General features: G+C 61.3%; 19 protein-coding genes and 1 tRNA gene. 12 read left to right on the forward strand and 8 right to left on the reverse strand.

The window, feature by feature from the left end; translation table 11 throughout:
* Positions 1 to 3 precede the first annotated feature (3 nt).
* The 4 genes from cysT (at position 4) to AX760_RS09225 (ending at position 4,995) form a co-directional block, all read left to right on the forward strand.
* The gene (gene cysT / locus AX760_RS09210) at positions 4 to 861 is read left to right on the forward strand and encodes a sulfate ABC transporter permease subunit CysT (RefSeq protein ID WP_071832586.1); all 858 of its coding nucleotides are present in this window, start codon (positions 4 to 6) and stop codon (positions 859 to 861) included.
* Positions 851 to 1,741 (forward strand): sulfate ABC transporter permease subunit CysW, encoded by an 891-nt coding sequence (cysW, locus tag AX760_RS09215; RefSeq protein WP_071832587.1) that lies wholly within the window; start codon positions 851 to 853, stop codon positions 1,739 to 1,741. Before cysT ends, cysW begins: the two co-directional genes overlap by 11 nt.
* 15 nt (positions 1,742 to 1,756) lie before the next feature.
* A complete protein-coding gene (locus AX760_RS09220; RefSeq protein WP_071832588.1) occupies positions 1,757 to 2,794 on the forward strand; it encodes a sulfate/molybdate ABC transporter ATP-binding protein in 1,038 nt (345 codons plus the stop codon).
* Positions 2,795 to 2,937: 143 nt separating this feature from the next.
* A complete protein-coding gene (locus tag AX760_RS09225) occupies positions 2,938 to 4,995 on the forward strand; it encodes an acyltransferase family protein (protein ID WP_071832589.1) in 2,058 nt (685 codons plus the stop codon).
* Positions 4,996 to 5,003: 8 nt separating this feature from the next.
* Here the strand turns inward: AX760_RS09225 and AX760_RS09230 are convergent, their stop codons facing one another.
* Positions 5,004 to 5,381, reverse strand: a complete 378-nt coding sequence (locus tag AX760_RS09230) for a CAP-Gly domain protein (RefSeq protein ID WP_087149203.1) — start codon at positions 5,379 to 5,381, stop codon at positions 5,004 to 5,006.
* 180 nt (positions 5,382 to 5,561) lie between these two features.
* Between AX760_RS09230 and AX760_RS09235 the strand changes: the two genes are divergently transcribed.
* Positions 5,562 to 5,753 carry a hypothetical protein gene (locus AX760_RS09235; protein ID WP_071832591.1) on the forward strand — a complete coding sequence of 64 codons (192 nt, stop codon included), beginning with the start codon at positions 5,562 to 5,564 and terminating at the stop codon, positions 5,751 to 5,753.
* 334 nt (positions 5,754 to 6,087) lie between these two features.
* Complete coding sequence (locus AX760_RS09240; RefSeq protein WP_071832592.1) at positions 6,088 to 8,682, forward strand: DNA translocase FtsK; 2,595 nt, start codon at positions 6,088 to 6,090, stop codon at positions 8,680 to 8,682.
* Between the two features lie 60 nt (positions 8,683 to 8,742).
* Here AX760_RS09240 and AX760_RS09245 read toward each other — a convergent pair whose 3' ends face one another.
* Positions 8,743 to 9,195 carry a GNAT family N-acetyltransferase gene (locus AX760_RS09245; protein ID WP_071832593.1) on the reverse strand — a complete coding sequence of 151 codons (453 nt, stop codon included), beginning with the start codon at positions 9,193 to 9,195 and terminating at the stop codon, positions 8,743 to 8,745.
* An 11-nt stretch (positions 9,196 to 9,206) separates the two neighbouring features.
* Positions 9,207 to 9,863, reverse strand: a complete 657-nt coding sequence (locus tag AX760_RS09250) for a GNAT family N-acetyltransferase (RefSeq protein WP_071832594.1) — start codon at positions 9,861 to 9,863, stop codon at positions 9,207 to 9,209.
* A gap of 144 nt (positions 9,864 to 10,007) precedes the next feature.
* Between AX760_RS09250 and pdxR the strand changes: the two genes are divergently transcribed.
* The 3 genes from pdxR (at position 10,008) to AX760_RS09265 (ending at position 12,043) form a co-directional block, all read left to right on the forward strand.
* Positions 10,008 to 11,426: a MocR-like pyridoxine biosynthesis transcription factor PdxR gene (gene pdxR / locus AX760_RS09255; protein WP_071832595.1), complete on the forward strand. Its 1,419-nt coding sequence runs from the start codon at positions 10,008 to 10,010 to the stop codon at positions 11,424 to 11,426.
* Between the two features lie 63 nt (positions 11,427 to 11,489).
* On the forward strand, positions 11,490 to 11,684 hold the full coding sequence (locus AX760_RS09260; RefSeq protein ID WP_071832596.1) for a hypothetical protein: 195 nt from the start codon (positions 11,490 to 11,492) through the stop codon (positions 11,682 to 11,684).
* 161 nt (positions 11,685 to 11,845) lie between these two features.
* Positions 11,846 to 12,043 (forward strand): hypothetical protein, encoded by a 198-nt coding sequence (locus AX760_RS09265; RefSeq protein WP_071832597.1) that lies wholly within the window; start codon positions 11,846 to 11,848, stop codon positions 12,041 to 12,043.
* A 76-nt stretch (positions 12,044 to 12,119) separates the two neighbouring features.
* Here AX760_RS09265 and AX760_RS09270 read toward each other — a convergent pair whose 3' ends face one another.
* Positions 12,120 to 12,464, reverse strand: coding sequence for a hypothetical protein (locus tag AX760_RS09270; protein ID WP_139276169.1), 345 nt, complete (start codon positions 12,462 to 12,464; stop codon positions 12,120 to 12,122).
* A 38-nt stretch (positions 12,465 to 12,502) separates the two neighbouring features.
* Here AX760_RS09270 and AX760_RS27965 point away from each other — a divergent pair, with 38 nt between their 5' ends.
* On the forward strand, positions 12,503 to 12,634 hold the full coding sequence (locus AX760_RS27965) for a hypothetical protein (protein ID WP_280950766.1): 132 nt from the start codon (positions 12,503 to 12,505) through the stop codon (positions 12,632 to 12,634).
* A gap of 319 nt (positions 12,635 to 12,953) precedes the next feature.
* Positions 12,954 to 13,142 (forward strand): hypothetical protein, encoded by a 189-nt coding sequence (locus AX760_RS09275; protein WP_071832599.1) that lies wholly within the window; start codon positions 12,954 to 12,956, stop codon positions 13,140 to 13,142.
* Between the two features lie 148 nt (positions 13,143 to 13,290).
* On the opposite strand, the gene AX760_RS09280 is transcribed toward AX760_RS09275, so the two are convergent.
* The 4 genes from AX760_RS09280 to AX760_RS09295 all read right to left on the reverse strand — a co-directional run bounded on the left by AX760_RS09280 (position 13,291) and on the right by AX760_RS09295 (position 16,324).
* Positions 13,291 to 13,366: transfer RNA gene (locus AX760_RS09280), tRNA-Lys, on the reverse strand.
* A gap of 128 nt (positions 13,367 to 13,494) precedes the next feature.
* Positions 13,495 to 14,412: a PhzF family phenazine biosynthesis protein gene (locus AX760_RS09285; RefSeq protein ID WP_071832600.1), complete on the reverse strand. Its 918-nt coding sequence runs from the start codon at positions 14,410 to 14,412 to the stop codon at positions 13,495 to 13,497.
* 62 nt (positions 14,413 to 14,474) lie between these two features.
* Positions 14,475 to 15,218, reverse strand: a complete 744-nt coding sequence (locus AX760_RS09290) for a DNA mismatch repair protein MutT (protein WP_071832601.1) — start codon at positions 15,216 to 15,218, stop codon at positions 14,475 to 14,477.
* 2 nt (positions 15,219 to 15,220) lie between these two features.
* A complete protein-coding gene (locus AX760_RS09295; RefSeq protein ID WP_071832602.1) occupies positions 15,221 to 16,324 on the reverse strand; it encodes an endonuclease/exonuclease/phosphatase family protein in 1,104 nt (367 codons plus the stop codon).
* A gap of 698 nt (positions 16,325 to 17,022) precedes the next feature.
* Between AX760_RS09295 and AX760_RS09300 the strand changes: the two genes are divergently transcribed.
* The coding region (locus tag AX760_RS09300; protein WP_483428567.1) for a flagellin N-terminal helical domain-containing protein at positions 17,023 to 17,272 on the forward strand (250 nt) is incomplete at its 3' end.

Genomic DNA, 17,272 nt, shown 5'->3' on the forward strand with positions numbered 1-17,272 from the left:
TACATGACCGCAAGCACACGCAAGCGGTGGCAATTTCGACAGCCGAGCGTCATTCCGGGTTTCGGATTGGCACTCGGCGTCACCTTGTCATGGCTCATTCTGATTATTCTCATCCCGCTCTCGGGTCTCCTCTGGCGCTCCAGTGCGCTTGGCTGGGAGACGTTCTGGGCGATGGCAACCGATCAGCGCACCCTCAATGCGCTGCGCATCAGCTTCGGCACCGCCTTTGCCGCCGCCTTGGTGAACGTCGTCTTTGGTGTGATCCTGGCCTGGGTGCTCGTCCGGTATCGCTTTCCCGGCAAGCGCATCATCGATGCCATGGTGGATCTGCCCTTCGCGCTGCCGACTGCCGTTGCCGGCATCGCCTTGACGACACTGTATGCGCCGAATGGCTGGATCGGCTCGCTTCTGACGCCGCTCGGCATCAAGATCGCCTTCACGCCGATCGGCATCGTCATCGCGCTCGTCTTTGTCGGCCTGCCCTTTGTCGTGCGCACCGTGCAGCCGATCATGGAGGAGATCGACAAAGAGGTCGAGGAGGCCGCAGCCACGCTCGGTGCCAATCGGTTCCAGACGATCAGCCGCGTGCTCCTGCCCGGTCTGACACCGGCCGTTCTCACCGGCTTTGCGCTGGCCTTCGCGCGCGGCGTCGGTGAATATGGCTCTGTCATCTTCATCGCCGGCAATCTCCCTTATGTTTCGGAGATCGCGCCGCTGCTGATCGTCATCCGGCTGGAAGAATTCAACTATCCGGCAGCAACGGCAATTGCCGCTGTCATGCTGGTCATCTCATTCGCCATGCTGCTCGTCATCAACATGATCCAGGCCTGGAGCAGACGGAGGTATGGTTATGGCACATGATAGTTCCGACCCGATCGGCCACCACGGCAATTCCGAAATGGTCGCGTCCGCAACCTCCGAAAGCCGGATGGCGCGCTATGTGCTGATCGGCCTCGCCCTCTGTTTCGTCGGCCTGTTCGTGCTGATGCCGCTCGCCGCTGTCTTCACCGAGGCCATGCGCAACGGGGCCGGCGAGTTCCTGACAGTGCTCGGGGATCCCGAAACCTTTGCGGCCATCCGCCTGACTCTGCTTGTCGCGGTCATCGCCGTGCCGCTCAACCTGGTGTTTGGCGTGGCTGCCGCCTGGGCGATCGCCAAGTTCGAATTCAAGGGCAAGGCCTTCCTGACGACACTGATCGACCTGCCGTTTTCGGTTTCGCCGGTGATTTCAGGCCTGGTCTTCATCCTGCTGTTCGGCTCGCACAGCCTGCTTGGCCCCTGGCTGCAAAGCCATGGCATCCAGATCCTGTTTGCGGTACCCGGCATCGTGCTCGCAACCGTGTTCGTGACCTTCCCCTTCGTTGCCCGGGAGCTGATCCCGCTGATGCAGGAACAGGGCACGAGCGACGAGGAAGCAGCACTGTCGCTTGGCGCAAGCGGCTGGCAGACATTCTGGTATGTGACGCTGCCGAACATCAAATGGGGCCTGCTCTATGGCGTGCTGCTCTGCAACGCCCGAGCCATGGGGGAATTTGGCGCTGTCTCGGTTGTCTCGGGCCACATCCGCGGCCTGACCAACACCATGCCGCTGCAGGTGGAAATCCTCTACAATGAATACAATTTCGTTGCCGCCTTCGCGGTCGCAACGCTTCTCGCCTTGCTGGCTCTCGTCACTCTCGTTCTGAAATCGCTGCTTGAAATGAAGTTCAGCGAACAGATCGCCGCCAGCCGCCGGCATTGAAAGGTCCTGATATCCATGGAAGTCCGCGTACAAAACATCCACAAGGAATTCGGCCGCTTTCCGGCGCTTGACGACGTGTCGCTCGACATTCGCTCGGGCGAGCTGATTGCCCTGCTGGGCCCTTCCGGCTCCGGCAAGACGACACTGCTGCGGCTGGTCGCAGGGCTGGAAACGCCAACCGATGGAACGATCTATTTCGGCGACGAGGATGCCTCGCGAAAGACGGTGCAGCAGCGCAATATCGGCTTTGTGTTCCAGCATTACGCCCTGTTCCGGCATATGACGGTGCTCGACAATATTTCCTTCGGCCTGAAGATCCGCCCCGCTTCACGCCGGCCGACATCCACCGATATCAAGCGGCGGGCAATGGAACTGATCGATCTCGTCCAGCTGTCCGGCCTTGAAAAGCGCTATCCGGCCCAATTGTCCGGCGGCCAGCGCCAGCGTGTGGCACTCGCCCGCGCCATGGCGGTGGAGCCGAACGTGCTTCTGCTTGATGAGCCGTTCGGTGCACTGGACGCACAGGTCCGCAAGGAACTGCGGCGCTGGTTGCGCGAAATTCACGACCGGACCGGTCACACGACGATCTTCGTTACCCACGACCAGGAGGAAGCGCTCGAACTTGCCGATCGTGTGGTGGTGATGAGCAAGGGCAAGATCGAGCAGGTCGGCACGCCCGACGAAATCTACGACACGCCGGTTTCGCCCTTCGTCTTCGGCTTTATCGGCCAGTCAAACATTCTGTCCGTCCGCGTCGAAAGCGGCCAGCTGTGGATCGAGGACCGCTCGATCGGCGTCAGCGCTGCAGGCGAGCCGGACGGGCCGGCACAACTCTATTTCCGCCCGCATGATATCGAACTGCTCGAGGACTGCGGCGGATGCATTGCCGGGATCGTCACGGCCAGTCGCCGGGTCGCCGGCACCCGCCATGTCGAACTCGACATCGGCGCGACGCAGGGCAAGGTCGAGATCGAGCTTCCGCCGGAAAAGACCGCTACGGACCGGTCGCGCATCGCTTTCCGCCCGACCCGGTGGAAATTGTTCCGGAGCTGAAAATCCTCCGGTTGACCTGACGCCTGAAACTGGTTTCCTTGTCCGGCCCCGGTTGCTCCCTGCAGCCGGGGCCGATTCCATGGCGCTAGCCCCTGGGCGATCTGCACCCACGCTTTTCCGATTTGACCATCATGGACCGTTGAATGCTTTACAGACGCGAAATCGACGGGCTGCGTGCGCTTGCGGTCATCCCGGTCATCCTGTTCCATGCGGAAATAGAAGCCTTCTCCGGCGGCTTTGTCGGGGTCGACATCTTCTTTGTCATCAGCGGCTACCTGATCACCTCGATCATCATCGGCGACCAGGAAAAAGGCCGGTTCTCGATCCTGAAATTCTACGAGCGGCGCGCACGGCGCATCATGCCGGTTCTGTTCTTCGTGATCCTCTGCTGCCTGCCCTTTGCCTGGGCGTGGATGCTGCCGATGCAGATGGAGAACTTCGGCCGCAGCATCATCGCCGTCTGCCTGTTCGTCTCCAATTTCCTGTTCTGGCAGGAGACCGGCTATTTCGCTGCCGCCGCCGAGGAGCAGCCGCTGCTGCACACCTGGAGCCTCGCCGTCGAGGAGCAGTACTACGTCATCTTTCCGCTGGTGATCATGCTCTGCTGGCGCTTTGGCCGCACCGCCCTTGTTGCCATCATCGCGGTCGTTGCCCTCCTGAGCCTTCTCCTGGCGCAATACGGATCGATCCACTTCGCCTCTGCCAACTTCTATCTGCCGACGACGCGGGCCTGGGAGCTTCTGGCAGGCTCGCTGGCCGCTTTCGCGCTGTCGGGCCGAACGCAGAAACCCAACGATATCCTGTCCCTTGCCGGCCTGGCGCTGATCGTCTTTTCGATCTTCGCCTATGATGAACTGACGCCCTTCCCCTCGTTTTATGCACTGCCGCCGGTCATCGGCGCGGTCCTGATCATCCTGTTCGGTGCGCAGGGCACGCTGGTCGCACGCCTGTTGTCGACGCGCGCGATGGTCGGCATCGGGCTGATCAGTTACAGCACCTATCTCTGGCACCAGCCGCTCTTTGCCTTTGCCCGGATCCGCAGCCTGACGGAACCCACGACCGCCGTCTTTCTGACGCTTGCGGCCGCTTCGCTTGTCCTTGCCTATTTCTCCTGGCGCTTCGTCGAAACGCCGTTCCGAACCGGCCGGATGACGGCGCTCTCATCCGCGCCACGGGTGCTGGCGGCAACGGCAATCGGTGCCGCTCTCTTTATCGGCATCGGCCTTGCGGCCACCCGTGACGACGGCCTGGAATTCCGGCTTCCGCAAGAGGCGCGCAAGGCCCTTGCCGAAAAACAGGCCCACGACCCGGCCATGGATACCTGCCTGTTCGACAAGGGGGAACGCAACATCCAGCACCCGGTCCGGGCCTGTCTGACGGCCCATTCCACCGGGAGCAAGACCATACTGATCGGCGATTCCCACGCCGGTGCAATCGCCGGCGAGGCCTTGCGCCAGTTCGACCGCGCCAATCTCGATCTCTATGCGATGAGCCATTCCGCCTGCGTCGGGTTTTCCGGGTTTTACGTGTCCGACAGAAAATATCGCAACCGCTGCAATTCGTTTTTCACCGGTATCGAGGACTATATCCGCACCAGTGGCGTCGACACCGTGATCATGCTCGACCGCTGGTCGCTCTATATCGATGGCGGCGGCTTCGACAATGGCGAGGGCGGCGTCGAGGAGCTGACGCCGATCTATGCCGACCTTCTCGAAAACGAGAGCGAGGCTGCAGATCGCTTCGATGAGGCCCGCAAGGCCCGCGTGCTTGATCGCTACCTGCGCGATATAGCGGCCTATCTCGACACCGGCACGAAGGTGGTCCTGGTCTATCCGATCCCGGAAGCGGGCTGGAACGTGCCCGACGTCGTCGCCAAGGCGGCGATGGCAGGTGCGACGGACCCGATCTTCTCGACAAGCGCCGACCTCTATCGACAGCGCAACGCGACCGTGACAGCCGCATTCGATGCCCTGGAACATCCCAACCTCTACCGCGTCAAACCTGCGGCATTCTTCTGCGACACAGTCGTCAAGCAGCGATGCGTCAACAATCAGGGCTATGACAGGATCTATTATATCGACAGCAACCACCCCTCGAATGCAGGGGCGGCGCTGATCGTGCCGGCGATCCTTCAAGCCGTCGAGGCCAGCAGGGGGGCCACTGACGGCAACAGCCCGGCAGCGGCAAGCCAAGCGCGGTAGCGTAGCGCTCAGACCTTTTCGGGCTTCTTCACCGGCGCCTTGCGCTGCGGTTCCTCGGGTGCCTCCGGCATATAAGGTTTTTCACCCTTGGGTGTCGGGGCCAGTAGATTGCGCAGCGCAGACAGCTTGTCGCGCAACAAGGGCCGGAACCGGGTCGCCCGATAGGGCATGTCGGCGGCGCCGTAGCCTTCCGGACCGTCGTCATTGCCGCGATGGATTTCCTCGAGCTTGATGCCGATGAACTCGCCGTCGATATAGTGCTTGTAGGCACCGATCCAGCGGATCGTGTAGATCTGCCCCTTACGGATGCCCTGGTCGATCGACACATTCTTGAACTTGTCATCGATGCAGACGACCTTCTGGCCGACGTGAAACTGGTTCATGATCCGCTCTCCGCGTACAACAGCCGCATTCCTTAGCGGAAGGCAACACCCCCTGTCCACCCGGCCCGATCCACCCGGACCTTGCCACTGCTCCCTATTCACTCCAGGCGGGCCGGTCCTGCGCATTCCTTTCGGGAACCAACCAGCGACAGAATCGTTTTCACGTCAGAAGGAGAAACGATCATGCCAACAACCATCCCCGAACCGACGACAGAATCACCACGCGGTCCGCAGACCACACCTGGCCTCCCCGACCGGACGCAGGAAAAGCCCGCGACGCCGCCGATCATCGACAGCGGCGACAGCAAGAACCCGAACGATCCGGTTCTCAATCCTGCTTTGCTACCGATCGGCGACCCGGCCTCCATGGCCTGAACCGCTCACACAAATAATAGGTAACCGAGTGGAAAAGGGGCGCCCGCACGGCGTCCCTTTTGACGTGGCAGATGCCGAAAACGATGCAGCATCCCCGTCGGCCGCAGCATCGCCGATTTTTGCTGCGCCAGACCTTCCGCAAGCGCAAGCGAATTAAATTTTGATTCAAACTTGCACCGAAAAATCCTGCGCAAGAGGCTGTTTTATCGACGCTTTTTCGCCGCGACCGTGCCGCAGCAGGGTTTGGCGACGGGGATGGATGGAAGGGAATATTAACCTTCATTTCCTATTCAATCAGTCATCTTATCAGTCATGATTTTCGCTTGCAGGTTCCATGCGTATTCCCAGAACGAACTTTCATCCCGCGACCTCCGACACGACGATATCCGCAGACGAACGCGACCCGAATACGGTCGCGGCGCAGGATCATCCATGGCCGGGCGAGGTACCCTATGCACCGGTCTGGACGCCGCCTGCTGACGCCGGGACGGGTGGTGAAACCTCGCGGTTCCGGTCGCCGATCCTGCGCGCCAGTGATCCGACCCATCTCGTCGATGGCAGCCTGAACAGCCATTTCCTGATGGCGCCAAACGTGCGGTTCACCCGCACACCCGACCGCGAGCCGCAGCGCGACATTCCCGCTGCAGTCCCCGTCGCGGCCGTCCCCGTTGTCGCCATGCCAGTTGTCGCCCTGCCTGTTGTCACCGTCGCCGAAACAGCAGCAGCGCTTCCTGCACAGGTGACGACGCTGGCGGCGCAGGGTGTCGAACTGGCCCAGCCCTCCCCGGTTGCTGTTGAAATCGAGCGGCTGCGCGAGGCCATGAGCGAACGGCGGATGATGCGCTGGAAAACGCAAGCGCATGAGCCCGCTCCGGACACAGCAGAGCGTCTCAAGGCAGCGCCCCCCGTGGCGATCGCGCCGGAAAACCGGCTCATCGAGCCTCTCATCGTACCGGCAACGCCATCACTCCCTATCGTTGCGGAAAAACATCAGCCCTATCTCTCGGATTTCGCCTTCTTCGAATCGGCGAACTTCGACTTTCCGGAACCGGCCGTGGTCACACCGGTCGTTGCAGCCCCCATGCCAGCCGTCGACAGCGGTTCGATTGCAGCAAAGTTCCGTGTTGTGGAGGTTCGCAAATCCCCCGCGCAGCCAGCGCCGGCGGCAATCATCGCAGCGACGCCGGTCGCAGCCATACCGCCCGCGTCGTTTGCCCCCGCGCCACACCCGACAGTCCGTCCGGCAAACGTTGTGGTCACGCCGGCCGTGCCTGAACCGTCTGTTGTCAGGCAGACGACCTCCTCAGGCGTTGCCATCTCAAAGCCCTTCCAGATCCCGCAATCGACACTCTCGATGGTCAGCGGTGATAGCTATGCGTTCCCGCCCCGCGATCTGCTGCAGGAAGCGCCGCAGTCCAGCGGTTTCGTGCTGACGCAGGAACAGCTCGAGCAGAATGCCGGACACCTCGAAAGCGTGCTCGAGGATTTCGGGGTTCGCGGTGAAATCATTCATGTGCGCCCGGGCCCTGTTGTCACGCTCTATGAATTCGAGCCGGCCCCCGGCGTCAAATCTTCCCGCGTCATTGGCCTCGCCGACGACATCGCCCGCTCGATGTCGGCCGTTTCGGCGCGTGTTGCCGTGGTTCCCGGCCGCAACGTCATCGGCATAGATTTGCCGAATGCCCATCGCGAAACCGTCTATTTCCGCGAGCTGATCGATTCGCCGGATTTCAACCGGACGGCTTTCAAGCTGCCGCTGTGCCTCGGCAAGACGATCGGTGGCGAGCCGGTGATTGCCGAGCTCGCAAAGATGCCGCATCTCCTGGTCGCCGGCACCACCGGTTCCGGCAAGTCCGTTGCCATCAACACCATGATCCTCTCCCTGCTCTACCGGCTGACGCCGGAAGAGTGCCGGCTGATCATGGTGGACCCGAAAATGCTGGAACTGTCGATCTATGACGGCATCCCGCATCTGCTCACCCCCGTCGTCACCGATCCGAAGAAGGCCGTCATGGCCCTGAAATGGGCAGTGAAGGAGATGGAGGACCGCTATCGCAAGATGTCGAAGCTCGGCGTGCGCAACATCGACGGCTACAATGCCCGCGCCGCTGCCGCCCGCGAAAAGGGCGAGACCTTTACGACGCTCGTCCAGACCGGCTTCGAGAAGGGCACCGGCGAGGCCATCCACCAGGAGCAGGACCTCGACCTGACCCGCATGCCCTATATCGTCGTCATCGTCGACGAAATGGCCGACCTGATGATGGTCGCCGGCAAGGAGATCGAAGGCGCGATCCAGCGGCTCGCCCAGATGGCGCGTGCCGCCGGCATCCACCTGATCATGGCAACGCAGCGTCCTTCGGTGGACGTCATCACCGGCACGATCAAGGCCAATTTCCCGACGCGCATCTCTTTCCAGGTGACGTCGAAGATCGACAGCCGCACCATCCTTGGCGAACAGGGCGCCGAACAGCTGCTCGGACAGGGCGACATGCTGCACATGGCCGGTGGCGGCCGCATCGTGCGCGTCCACGGCCCGTTCGTTTCCGACGAAGAGGTCGAGAATGTCGTGGCGCATCTGCGCACCCAGGGTCGCCCCGAATATCTGGACACCGTCACCGCGACGGACGAAGAGCCGGACGACGCCGACGACAAGCAGGACAAGGGCGCTGTTTTCGACAAGGGCGACATGGCCGCCGAAGACAGCAACGACCTCTACGACAAGGCCGTCAAGGTGGTGTTGCGCGACAAGAAATGCTCGACCTCCTACATCCAGCGACGGCTTGGCATCGGTTACAACCGCGCGGCCTCACTGGTCGAGCGGATGGAAAAAGAAGGCCTCGTCGGCTCCGCCAATCACGTCGGCAAGCGCGAGATCGTCAGCAACAGTGCTGACCGGCCACTGGCCGCCTTCGACAGCGATATGGATTGAGCGATATCGGGGAGAGCGAGGGTTGCACCTCCCCTCCCCGTTCTTTCTGCCAAGCCGCTGCTAGAGACGATGCCGGTATTGCAGGAAACCCGAGCGATCGGCAATCCGGTCGTAGAGCAGCATCGCCTCGGTGTTCGTCTCATGGGTCAGCCAGTGGACGCGATCACAGCCGTTCTGCGCGGCGATATCATAGACATGGCCAATCAGCCTGCGGCCGACGCCGGAGCCCCGCAGCGTTTCGTCGACAAACAGATCCTGCAGGTAGCAATAATCTCCCACCGTCCAGCACGAACGGTGGCGAATGTGGTGCACGAGACCGACCGCCCTCTGGCCCTGCCAGGCCAGCGCACCGCCCATGGGTTCCGCCGGGTCGTTCAGCCGTTGCCAGGTGACCTGCGAAACGGAGGCGGGAATGTCGACCTTGTAGAAGGCCTGGTAACCGCGCCAGAGCGGCAGCCAGGCGGCATGGTCTTGAGGTTCGAGCGGACGGATGTCGGTGATCTCTGCGGTCACGGATCTTCCCTTCAAAAGGCCAGCCTGTTCACCTGCCGGCCATCGGCATCGAAATTGTCAGGTTGCAGCCATGTCTCGAACCCGGCTTTCAGTCGCGGCCATTCTGTGTCGGTGATTGAAAACCAGGCGGTGTCGCGGTTGCGGCCCTTGACGACCATGTGCTGTCGGAAAATACCTTCGAAGGTAAAGCCGAAGCGGGCTGCAGCGCGCTTCGAGGGCTCATTGTCGTCGTTGCACTTCCACTCGAACCGGCGGTAGCCCATGTCGAACGCCGTGCAGGCAAACAGATAGAGTGCCTCCGTTGCCATGCGGCTGCGGGCAATCGCCGGTCCCCAGAGAATGTTGCCGATCTCGATCACGCCATGCGCGGTGTCGATCCGCATCAGCGCCTGGCGCCCCTCGGCGCGACCGGTGCTCCTGTCGATCACCGCAAAAAACAAGGGATCGGCGCCTGCCGCCGCCTTTTCCAGCCAGACGTCGAACTGGGCCTGATCGGCTGGCACGTCCTCGAACAGATAGCGGAAGCGATCCTCCGCGCCGCCGGCCTGTGCCGACGCAAACAAATCCGCGGAATGGCGCGCAGGATCGAGCGGCTCGAGCCGCACGTAACGTCCGTTGAGCGGCGCCCGCTCCGGGCGCGAAACGCCCTTCCAGTCTGTAAGGTTCATCGAAACATCCTGTCTCTCCTCTGCGGTGTCGCAGACGACCGAGCCGCATGAAACCGCCAATGATCGGCAAATTGCAGACAAAAGAGGTCTGCTGTAAACATCCGGTTCACGAATAATCATAAGACCAGTGGAAGGATCCACCGCTTGGACAAGCCGACATGGCTGACGCTCGACCGCACCGCCGGGAATCTGGAAGGTCAGATCTATCGCAGCCTGCGCGAACGCATTCTCAACGGCCAGATGGCCGAGCAGCGGCTGACCTCGACACGGGCGCTGGCTGCCACGCTGGGCGTCGCCCGCTCGACGGTCGTCAGGGCCTATGAACGCCTGAAGGCCGAAGGTTTCCTGCGCACCAGCGGCGGCGCAGCCACACGCACCGTCGCGATCCGGCCGCTTGCCTTGGCCTCCGGCGCGTCGCAGGCGCAAGCCAAAGGAGACGATCGCGACATCTGCGGCGGCAAGGATCTTTTCCGACCGGGTGTGCCGGATCTTTCGCATTTCCCCCATGCGGCCTGGGCCCGCTGCCTTGCATCACGCGCCCGGTCCCTGCGCATCCACGATCTCGGTTATGCCTCCGCAGAAGGCCTGCCGGAGCTGCAGTCGGCGATCCTAGACCATATTTCGGCAACGCGCGGCGTGTCCGCCCGTCCGGAACAGGTGATGATCGTGCCATCGACGGGGGCAGCCATTGATCTCCTGGCACGGGTGCTGATCAAGCCGCAACGCGACGATGTCGTCTGGATGGAGGAACCTGGCTACAAGGCCGCACATGCGCTGTTCCTTGCGGCCGGCGCCCGCCTCGAACCCGTCCCCTGCGATGGGCAGGGCATCGACGTCGCCCGTGCCCGCAGCGGAAGGCCGCGCCTGATCTACACGACGCCCTCACACCAGTACCCGACCGGGGTGACGATGAGCCTGAAACGGCGACTGGCCCTTTTGGAGCTTGCCCGCGAAGCCAATGCCGTCGTGGTGGAGGATGATTATGACAGCGAATTCCACTATGGCGCCCGACCGATCGCCGCCCTGCAGGGCATAGACCGCGCCGGCGTCGTTGCCTATCTCGGCACGTTTTCCAAGATGCTCGCCCCCGGCCTCCGCGTCGCCTACATGATCGTGCCGCCTTGGCTGGTGTCGGAGATCGCGGCTGCGCTTTACCTCAAGGGCGCCATGGTCTCGATCCACCTGCAGGCGGCACTGGCGGATTTCATGCGCGAGGGGCGTCTGCGCGCCCATGTCCGCCGCATGACTGCGATTTATGGAGCACGCATGGCAGCAACCGTAGACGCCCTGTCCCGCCATTGTGCCGACAGGCTCGGGCTCGGGACTGAAAACGACGGCCTGCATCTGGCGACATGGTTTTGCGACGCCGGCGTCGATGACCACGCGCTTGTCGAAACGCTTGGCGCGAACGGACTGGCGATGCAGCCGCTGTCGCAGTTCTACCTGGGAAGACCGAGCCCCGGCCTGCTTTTCGGGATCGCCCGGGTCGATCTGGCGACCGTGGACAAAGACATGCAGCGGCTGGGCGCGCTCTTGTCGGAGCCCCTTCCCGCATCCTCCTGACAGGATAATCCGGAACAAACACGCGTTGCACCGGGTTTGTCCTGTGATCAAAAGGAGAAAACCATGTCCATCCCAGTCAATCCAGAACCGGGCCCAGAACCGGGTTCAATCCCCTTTCCGGAGCCGGGCAATATCCCCCAGACGCCGCCTCTCGACGAGCCTGCGCCGCCGATCCGCGAACCGGACCCTGATATTCTGCCGGATGAAACACCGCTGCCGAACCCCGACGAAAACCCAGAGCCGGCCAAGATTGTTTGATCCCCGCGATTGCGACTGACACACCATCTGGCCGAGGATTTGACAAGGGTGTTGAGGGCCAGTGAAAGCGGTGCCAAAACATCCATTGACGTCGAAATTTCGCCGGAACTTTTTCGCAATATCGCCGTTTCCGTGATAGAATTGCGATGGAAGGAGTGGAAATGGGACAGATATACCATTTGACAGAAGATCAGGACGATCTGCTTTCCGAGGCTGAAAAGGCCTTCGATCTCTCTGCACGACGCCAGTCGATCGGCTGGAGCAATGAGCAGAAAACGGTCGATGATCGTGCGCCCGGCGCTTTTGATTTCCTGTCCGGCTGGCTGCGCCGCGTGGAAACCGACAATCATATCGGCTGAACCCGCCTGCTTCGCGATCCGCGCACGGACAGAGCACGCATGCGCGCGCAGAAATCTGTGAACCGGCGGAGCCCGCTCACGTCTCCACAGATGCGATCTCTTCCGACGCCTCGGCCGGATCCGGATCCAGCATCTGCGCTTGTCGCTGGTCCTTCACGACCTCCTCGATCGCGGTAAACACTTCCATTGCTGTCCAGCCGGCCGAAACAGCTTGGTCGATCAAGATGCGGATCGGAGCACTGAAGTGGTGCTCGCATTCCAGGCTACGAGTCATGTCACCGGGGACGCCGGTTGGGGCCGGAATATTCATCGGATTGTCCTCTATGTGTTGCGTGATTTGATCATCAACCGACGACACGCCCGAATGTTCCGGACCACTCAATTTCGTCCGATAAAAGTCCTTCGGGAACAATCGATTCACACAGTCGTTTCCTCATTGATAAATCAAAGGAGACCGCCATGATCCTGTCATCCGCCGGCAAGAACGGCACGAACAGGGAATTCCGCAAGCTGATCCGCCGCGAACGTTTCGTCTGGCTGAGCGGCATCGTCGTTCCGATCCTGATGCTGCTCGCGATCTTCGTTCTGTAACGCACCCCTCGCGCCCGGCAACACGAGGCGACGTCGCCACATTTTTGCCACACACCCCTTGACCGTGCAGCGAGCCGCTCCAATTCCCCTGAAGTGATGAATGGAGCGATGATGACTTACGATTGGACCGGACGCCGCACGCGAACCCTGCGCATCTGTCGGCAGATGACAGGCCTTTTGCTCGCCCTGTTCGCGCTGGCACTTCCCCTTTTGATGTTTGTTTGACGCTTCGCCTCACCCGTCGGCTTTTGCAGCCGTCGTGCCGGAACAAAGAACCCGCCAAGCGGTTTTTTTGGGTATGCAACAGGAGGAGACAAGCATGGGTATCGAACAGGCACCGACCAAAACAGGCAAGGAATCCGCCAGAGGGCTGCGTAAGAGCGCAGCCGAAGGGGAAAGAAAGACAGAGGCGAACAAGGGCTCTGATCTTGCCAAAGGCGCCGACAGATTTGAAGAACGGGCGCGAAGCTCGGATGGAAAAGGCGCCGGCGAGAAACAGACCGGTTGAACGCAGAGACGCCGTTTCACGCAGCGCAAGCGGCGAAAAGCGCCACAGAAAAAGCTGTAAAATAGAGTTCTGTTCAAGATCAGGGAGCTTTAAAACAACGGAGAAGCGTCACATGATTTGACTGCTAATCCGTTGTTTCTAAAAGGTTTGGTGGGTGATGTAGGGTTCGAACCTACGACCCGCTGATTAAGAGTCAGCTGCTCTACCAACTGAGCTAATCACCCGTCCAAGCCCGCATCGCTGCGGTCTGATGGGGCGTATAATGGCCTTCGCCGGGCTTGTCTAGTTCGGAACGCAATTTTCTTTCGAGATTTGGAAAAAAAGTGGGGACGCTGCGTTTAATGCCTGTTTTTCAAAGATAAAGCTCTCCGGCGGCAATCCTGACAGCCTGTCCCCCGATGCGCGCTGCGGAGATCGCACCGCCCGTCACATCCAGATGCAGGTGCAACAGCGAAGGGCGCCCCATCTCGACGCCCTGCTCCACCAGGAATGCATGGTGACCATCCAGAAGCGCGTCGAAGTGGTGAATCGTGCCGGAAAATGCGGCCAGCGCAGCGCCGGTTGCCGGATCCTCTCCAATGCCCATAGCCGGCGCGAACATGCGCGTATGGAACCGCGCCATGTGGTTCACCCCGCCACGACAATAGAGATAGGCCGCAGCGGCGCGGCCCTGCCCCATCGGCGCGAGCTTTTCCCACAGGGCTGGATCGAATGTGACGGCGGCGGCGGCAGCCAGGTCATGCACGGGGATCGTGACGAACGGCACCCCTGCGCTCCAGAGCGATGGTACGTGGTCCTCGAAGCCGATTTGTGACGGGCTGAGGCTGAAGGCGTCGGCCAGGGCAGCACGATCGAGCGTCGCCGCAATCCTCTCTGATTTTCGCGGCAGGTCGAATTCGGCAAAGCCCGCCTCCCCCTTGCGCAGACGCACCGCGCAGCGCACCGGGCCGACATTCTCCTCCAGCACATGGACGAGATCAAAATCGCCGCTGTCGATGCCATGCGCGCGCTCGGCCAGCGCCACGGCCGTCCCGACCGTCGGATGGCCGGCAAAGGGCAATTCATGTCCCGGCGTGAAGATGCGCAGCCGCGCCGCATGACCGGCCCGCTCCGGCGTCCGGACAAAGACCGTTTCGGACAGATTGAACTCGCCGGCGATCGCCTGCATGCGCGCATCATCAAGACCGTCGCCATCGAACACCACCGCGAGCGGATTGCCCTCGAGCCCGTGCTCGGTGAAAACATCATAGATCGCATAGCGTCGCGCCACATAAGTCTCCCGTTTCCATGTCGATGCCCGAGCTTGCACCGGCGCTGACGGGGCGACAAGCCTTAATGCGTGGCGGCGCCCTCGAAAATCCTCGCAAGGATGCGCGGCATGAACGGCGGATAGGGATGGAGATCGGGATCGGCGCTGAAGATCGCGAGTGCTTCGTCGATCTCCGATTGCGCCTCGGTCTCGATATGGGCGCGGATCCGGGCAATCAGCCCTTCCGCAGTCTCCTGGAAACGATAGGTTCGGAACAGCGTCACCATGTCCTCGCCATGCAATGCGTGAAAACCCGGGCTGGCAAACGCATCCGCAAGATCAAGTCCGGTTTCCTCGCGCACTTCCCGCGCCATGTTGCCATTGATATCGCAACGTCCATCGACGACGTCGTCCGGATCGATCGAGCCGGCGGCGCAATACACACGCCCCGGATTGGCCGTGTGCCGGCCCATGCGAATGGCAATGACCGCGCCGTCCGAAGACAGGATGACCGGCAGCCCGAACAGATGCAGCGCCGAGCCGGGCGGCCGGGTCTTTCGCCACCACAGAAAGGTTGAAAACGGCACGACGTGCGCCTGGCTGGAGATCGCGCCATCGCGGATATCGACGCGATGCTGCAGCACCATCTTGCCGTCGAACAGCGCCGGATTGGCGGCAATTTCAAGGCGCCAGTTTTCGGCCGCCGCGGTCTTCTCGGCGAGATGGAAGGGATGCGGCTCGGGACTGACCTTGAGGTCGAGGGACGTGACAGCAAAAATCACGTTTTCCTCTGGCCAATGGGCGCGATCAATCTTCGGGTCAGACATGTCTAAAGCTCCAGGGAAACAACGACGGGGCAATGATCGGATGCCTTGGGCCGGTCCCAGCCGGTGCGGGGAAAACGCTCGACATCCTGCCCGGGTGGGAAAAGCGTGCGGAACGGCTGTCCGCCGCGAATGATCTCCGGCACGGCCTTGGCATTGTGGCGCGCCAAAGCGGGCGACAGCCAGATATAATCAAGCTGGCAAAGGTGCCGCTCCTGCGGCCCGCGGCTGTGAAACAGCGTCCATCGATCCAGTTCGGGACGGCGCTGAACGACGTTTTCGGCAAAGCCATCATGGCTGAAGACGTCGAGCGCGCTGGTCGCCTCGCGTTGCGACACGAAACTGTAGCCGGAGCGCCGGTCGCCGCCTATCTCGATGCGTTCCTGATAATCGTTCATGTCGCCGCAAATGGCGAAGATGGCATCGGCCATCTGGCCGGCAAAGCGCTTTTCGATGATCTTTCTGACGGCGCGGGCTTCGGCCATGCGCACCGGCATCGTGGCGGCCCGCCCGTCCAGTCCGTCACGGGCCGGCCCCATGGATTTGAAATGCACGACGAAGAGGGTGATCGGCCGACCGCCGATGCGCAGGTTGAGTTCGAGACAATCGCGTTTGAAGATGCGGTCGAGCGGCCTGTTGCCGGCGGCCAGCGCGTCGTCGAAAAGATCGAGATCTTCATAGGTCAGTCCGGCATGGGAGACGACATTCAGGCACTCGATCGTCTTGCCGTCCCGGGTTTCCGGCCGCATCAGCACGGCAACGTCGATGCCGCGGCTGTCATTGCCCTCGACGAGGAATTTCTGGCGATAGCCATTGCCGACCATACGGAACAGATAGCCGTATTCGAAGGCCTGCAGCGCCGCCATGTTGTCGGCCTCCTGCAGGCAAAGAATATCCGCATCGCAATCGGCAATCGCCAGAGCCGACATCTGGCGCGTATCGTCGGTATGGGCAATGGTGCGAGCTTCCTCCAGCCTCTGATACTCGGCCTCGCTCTTCACCTCGAACAACCGGATTACCCGATCCTGCCTCAACTGGTTGCGAAAACCGGAAAAATCAAAACGGCTCATCAGGTTTTCAATATTGAACGTGCCAAGGCGAAGGGTCATGTAATGTGTCCGTCTGCAAGAAGCCGGACCTTAGCCGATGAACCGCGAAAGTCGAACGGGTTTTCCGGTCTTGCTTGCGACCGCTGCAGCCTTTCCCGGCGTTGCGACAAAACCGGTGATAACCAGAATGCCAGCGATTGCCGGCTGGCGATCGGGTTCCAGAATGGCTGGCGTGAGACGGGGTGACAATCGCTGCGATGCGCAACAGACCGTGATGCAATCCCGCGAAGAACAGTCGGCCTATGGTTGCCGAACCCGTCGCTGGCAATGGTGCGGCGCCCGAAAACAGACGGCTGAAACGGCGCGTCTGCAGGAGGACCCGGCACCTGCAAGGCGGCAGCGCCGTCCTCAGACATTACACGATGTGCCCACTTCGGCCGTCAAACATCCGACGAGACCGGGCAGTAGCCAGCCGTTTTCGAAAATATCGAGCAAATTGATGAACTTGCAGCTTAATAACGCCAAACGATCGGCGCAATCGCATCGGCATGGTCACGGCGATCCGCGTGGTTAACGCTCGTCAAAAAAAAACGAACGTGTAACGCTATCGCAACCTTTTCACGCAATGATGCAGTCATGACGGATTGAGCTTTTGGACATTTGAAAGCTGAGTGGCATGAAGCCGACCTTCATCACCGGTAAGTTGTATCGAACCCGGTATGTCCCCCCATTTGTTTTTTGTTCAAGGGACACTGTAAATGACAAGCATTCTGACAAATTCCTCCGCCATGGCGGCACTTTCCACCCTGCGTTCGATCTCCTCCGACATGGAAACGACCCAGGGCCGCATTTCGTCCGGCCTGCGCGTTGGCAGCGCTTCTGACAACGCCGCCTACTGGTCGATCGCCACCACCATGCGTTCGGACAACAAGGCGCTTTCGACGGTTCAGGATGCCCTCGGCCTTGGCGCTGCCAAGACCGACACAGCCTATACCGGTCTGAACGCCG

Source organism: Pararhizobium antarcticum (assembly GCF_001885585.1).
GTDB lineage: Bacteria > Pseudomonadota > Alphaproteobacteria > Rhizobiales > Rhizobiaceae > Pararhizobium > Pararhizobium antarcticum.

Excerpts from the sequence above, each read along its gene's own strand:
- cysT (WP_071832586.1), top strand. The coding sequence starts at position 4 with ATGACCGCAAGCACACGCAAGCGGTGGCAATTTCGACAGCCGAGCGTC.
- cysW (WP_071832587.1), top strand. The coding sequence starts at position 851 with ATGGCACATGATAGTTCCGACCCGATCGGCCACCACGGCAATTCCGAA.
- AX760_RS09220 (WP_071832588.1), top strand. The coding sequence starts at position 1,757 with ATGGAAGTCCGCGTACAAAACATCCACAAGGAATTCGGCCGCTTTCCG.
- AX760_RS09225 (WP_071832589.1), top strand. The coding sequence starts at position 2,938 with ATGCTTTACAGACGCGAAATCGACGGGCTGCGTGCGCTTGCGGTCATC.
- AX760_RS09235 (WP_071832591.1), top strand. The coding sequence starts at position 5,562 with ATGCCAACAACCATCCCCGAACCGACGACAGAATCACCACGCGGTCCG.
- AX760_RS09240 (WP_071832592.1), top strand. The coding sequence starts at position 6,088 with ATGCGTATTCCCAGAACGAACTTTCATCCCGCGACCTCCGACACGACG.
- AX760_RS09250 (WP_071832594.1), bottom strand. The coding sequence starts at position 9,863 with ATGAACCTTACAGACTGGAAGGGCGTTTCGCGCCCGGAGCGGGCGCCG.
- AX760_RS09260 (WP_071832596.1), top strand. The coding sequence starts at position 11,490 with ATGTCCATCCCAGTCAATCCAGAACCGGGCCCAGAACCGGGTTCAATC.
- AX760_RS09265 (WP_071832597.1), top strand. The coding sequence starts at position 11,846 with ATGGGACAGATATACCATTTGACAGAAGATCAGGACGATCTGCTTTCC.
- AX760_RS27965 (WP_280950766.1), top strand. The coding sequence starts at position 12,503 with ATGATCCTGTCATCCGCCGGCAAGAACGGCACGAACAGGGAATTCCGC.
- AX760_RS09275 (WP_071832599.1), top strand. The coding sequence starts at position 12,954 with ATGGGTATCGAACAGGCACCGACCAAAACAGGCAAGGAATCCGCCAGA.
- AX760_RS09290 (WP_071832601.1), bottom strand. The coding sequence starts at position 15,218 with ATGTCTGACCCGAAGATTGATCGCGCCCATTGGCCAGAGGAAAACGTG.
- AX760_RS09295 (WP_071832602.1), bottom strand. The coding sequence starts at position 16,324 with ATGACCCTTCGCCTTGGCACGTTCAATATTGAAAACCTGATGAGCCGT.